The organism is Acutalibacter sp. (assembly GCF_056800975.1).
The window spans coordinates 1-3,567 of record NZ_JBQISV010000144.1 but is presented as its reverse complement, the minus strand read 5'-3'; the positions used below and the strand labels follow the sequence as shown (position 1 = coordinate 3,567).

The 3,567-nt window shown below is 57.7% G+C and carries 3 protein-coding genes; 1 reads left to right on the top strand and 2 read right to left on the bottom strand.

The window, feature by feature from the left end; all coding sequences use genetic code 11:
- The first annotated feature begins 199 nt into the window (after positions 1 to 199).
- Entirely contained in the window at positions 200 to 1,441 is a 1,242-nt protein-coding gene (locus ACTO5E_RS10535; RefSeq protein WP_482303471.1) for a hypothetical protein, read from the top strand.
- 105 nt (positions 1,442 to 1,546) lie between these two features.
- On the opposite strand, the gene ACTO5E_RS10530 is transcribed toward ACTO5E_RS10535, so the two are convergent.
- Together ACTO5E_RS10530 and frlD are read right to left on the bottom strand one after the other, a co-directional pair.
- Positions 1,547 to 2,611: an SIS domain-containing protein gene (locus ACTO5E_RS10530; protein WP_482303470.1), complete on the bottom strand. Its 1,065-nt coding sequence runs from the start codon at positions 2,609 to 2,611 to the stop codon at positions 1,547 to 1,549.
- Positions 2,612 to 2,629: 18 nt separating this feature from the next.
- Positions 2,630 to 3,424 carry a fructoselysine 6-kinase gene (frlD, locus tag ACTO5E_RS10525; protein WP_482303468.1) on the bottom strand — a complete coding sequence of 265 codons (795 nt, stop codon included), beginning with the start codon at positions 3,422 to 3,424 and terminating at the stop codon, positions 2,630 to 2,632.
- Between the last annotated feature and the right edge of the window lie 143 nt (positions 3,425 to 3,567).

The window sequence follows — 3,567 nt, the reverse complement described above, 5'->3', positions numbered from 1 at the left end:
AAATCCTCGTAATACGCAAGTATTACTTGCGGTTTTCTCCTTGAAATCGCCTCCTTTGGACCAAAAATCCGGCATTTCCTCTATTTTCAAACAAGCCCTAGCCGCGTTAAAAAAAATCAAAAATTTCGTTTTTTAGAGACAATTTAGAGATTGATCTGCTATCATGTTCTTGAATCATACATGAGAAAGGAAGATCAGAATGAAACAACAGCCGAGAAATATTCTGAGCCGTATCCTGACAGCTCTTTTGTCTGTGCTGATTCTGTTTGCCGGCTGCATGGCTAAAAAGGAGCCGCTGCGGGTCTGTGTGGACCTGGGGTACAACAGCGCCGGAAAAAGCCTGCTGGCAGAGAACTTTCTGACAAATGCAAAGGACTACGGTGCGCCGGAGGACGTGGAGCTGGTCGTCATTCCGCCGGAGGGGGAGGAGCGCAAGGGCGCCATCACTCAGCTGCGCACAGAACTTGCCGCTGGCAAGGGGCCAGACCTGTTCATCATCAGCGCAAGCAAGGAGGACGGACTGTTCCGTTTTCCTGCAAAGGCCATGGAGCGAAATACCTTTCTCTGCCTTGACGAGTATATTGAGAACGCCGGGCACATGGAGTGGGACAAGCTTTCCCCGGTTATTATGGAGGCCGGACGGGGTCGGAACGGGCAGTATATCCTGCCCATGTCCTACAGCTTCCCAGTCACCATATATAACGGAGCCTCTCCCCGGGAGTCTCTCACCCGGTCCACCACCTGGCAGGATATGGCGGACTCCTCCGACCCGCTGGTTCGGGGCGCGGCCCTCATGTTCGACCCATACTGTGTGGAGCGCATAGGCAGTGTGTTTGGCAAGGCTGCCGATTATGCCGCTGAAGAGCTGCTGTTCTCACAGGAGGAATTACTGAATATATTTTCCTCTGCGTTGGAATTGGAAGACGCGCTGTTTCAAGAGGAGCTGCCGGAGAACCGCAGGCTCAATATAGGGGTGGATTTTGACTCAGATGAGGGCGTCCGTAACTGGGATATGCGTTTGGCGCCTGTGTGCAGTATCTCCGGCGGCGTGACGGCCCGAATCACCAGCTGGTGCGCGGTCAATGCCAATACCCAGCGTCCCGAAGAAGCCTTTTTGTTGCTAGATATCCTGATGGGGAAGGAGTCGCAGCAATACGCAGGGCTATACCATGCGGCTATGGATGGCAGCGTGCCGGTCTATGAGGGACTGATGACTGAGGAGCAGCCTGTCCAGCGTTGGCATATGCAGGAGGAGGTCTATCAGCAGTTTCTGGATGCGCGGGACCTGATCACGGAGGCGAAATTTTCTACGCCTCTGGACAATTACCTTTGCGCCGGCTATGCTGGATGCCAGGCTGTGCAGCTGCTGGGCCAGGGCGACATTCCCCATGAAGTGGAGGAGGTATACCGCCAGATGAGCATGGAATTAGCCGAGAGCTGAACCCCGGGTTTTCGCGGTTCATGACATTCCTTTTGGAACCGCTCCCTGGGGAGCAGGCGAGAAAAGGTCCCGGCCGTGGAGAAAGGCCGGGACTTCTTAAGGAGCTCAGTATTCAAACTGCCGGTAGTACCGCCGGATGGACAGAGGATGCCGCAGGAACAGCTCCAAATAGGCGTCTACCCGGTTATTGACAGCATGCATCATCAGGTGGGAGATGCTGCCCCGGAATTCCGGGCTGATGCCCTTCATAGGCAGCTCTCTGGTGTCAATGATGGTGTAGTTGCCGCAGACCCTGGGTAAGAAGCGAGCCACCCGCTCCGCCAGAGGACGCTGCTCGTCCTCTCCCATAAACAGGGTGACAGGGGTGTCTGCGGTGATAATCTCCTGCATCCCGTGGAAAAACTCCGGGCAGGTGATGGACTTGGTGCGAATCCACAGCTGCTCCTCCCAGTAGCACATGGCGTAGGAGTAAGTAGCGCCCCACTGATTTCCCGCCCCGATAAAGTAGTGGGGCAGGTCCGGATGCTCCTTCAAAAACGCAGCCTTGCTTTTTGCGTATGCCCAGGCCCAGCCGTCGGCAGACTTTTCGACCTCTGCCAGCCCCCGGGCCAGACATGCCTCCATCTCACGGTTATAGCGGTCGTATTCCGGGAATTCCCCGTTTTTGTACATGAGATAGTTGGCGGTCATGTAGAATTTCAGCTGCTCGTTTTTAGGGTAGCAGATCAGGTGGTCCCAGCGGTCCGGCTGGGCGAGTACCGAGCCGGGGGTGTCCACAAAGGCCAGCACCCGGGCCCCCTGAGCTTTCACCTTGTCCACCAGTGCCACCATCTCCGGGGTGTTGCCGGAGACGCTGGAATAGACCACCACCGAGCGTTCTGTCAGCCGCCGGTTGCCGGTGGTTAAGTATTCGGCGGCGTTTTCAGCATAAACGCTCAGAGCCGAGCGTCCACGCAGGTAGACCTCCACCTGCATAGCCGAGGCATAGGTGCCGCCGATGCCTATGAAGAAGATCCGGTCAAAGCCCTCCTCCCACAGCTGGTCCAGGATTTTCTCAATCTGGGGCCGCAGGGCCAGCGCGCCGTTGACGCTGTCCAACTCCCCCTGTTCATCAAAATTACGCAGGCAGGGGCCTTCCGGCTCTGCCCAGGCTTTGGATTCGTATTTCATGGCAAGCTCTCCTTTCTGTCACCAGGCGCCGAAATATTGCAGCGTTTCACTGGCTGCTGTTGCGCCCCGCCTCATGGCCTCCACCACAGACTCCCCCGCGACCACGCCGCTGAGAAACCCCGCGATATAGCTGTCGCCCGCCCCCATAGTGTCCACCACCTGGGGACAAGGGACGATGCCGAAGCAATGGTAGTCTCTGCCGTCAAAGCACAGACTGCCTTGTTCCCCCAGCATGGCGGTGACCAGCCTGGGGCCTTGGGACTGATACCGCGCCAGCTGCTCCCGCAGGGCCGGGCAGTCGCCCCCCTCGGCGGAAAAGAACACATAGTCGCTACAGGGAATGGCCCGGCGGCTGGCAGGGTCCTCGGGGCGGGTGGCGCAGTCAAAGGCAGTGGGGAGGCCTCTGGCCTGAAGCTGGGGGAAATATCCTTCCACCTTGCCCCACAGGTCGCAGACCACCAGGTCATGGGTGCAGAGGAAGTCCAGGTCCTCTTCCGACAGGGTATACTCAGCCAGCACGCCCTCGTCGTAATCGCCGAACACGCGCTCTCCCTCCCGCAGCTCCACCTGAGACACCGCCGTCCTGCCAGGCAGAACATGGAGGTGGGACACATCCACCCCTTTGGCGGCAGCGGACTCCCGCAAAAGCTGTCCGTAGGCGTCGTTCCCCACCGGGCCGGTATAGGAGGCGGAGCCCCCCAGGCGCAGGGTGTAGACGGCCATGTTCACCGGCCCGCCCCCAGGGCAGGCAAGGCCGTTTTTGATATTCCAGTAATAATCGATGCAGTTGCTGCCCACCGCAGCCAGCTTCATAGGCTCCTCCTGAAGAAATATATTTTGACTGGGCATGGCCCCAGGGGTTTCGCCCGGGAGGGCCTGCCTGGTTGTTACCGTATTATACCATGAATTCTGCTTTTGCACAATAGCAAAGTGCATCATATCTGGCATTTGGTTTG

Coding starts and splice junctions, on each gene's coding strand:
- ACTO5E_RS10530 (WP_482303470.1), bottom strand. CDS start 2,611: ATGAAATACGAATCCAAAGCCTGGGCAGAGCCGGAAGGCCCCTGCCTG.
- frlD (WP_482303468.1), bottom strand. CDS start 3,424: ATGAAGCTGGCTGCGGTGGGCAGCAACTGCATCGATTATTACTGGAAT.
- ACTO5E_RS10535 (WP_482303471.1), top strand. CDS start 200: ATGAAACAACAGCCGAGAAATATTCTGAGCCGTATCCTGACAGCTCTT.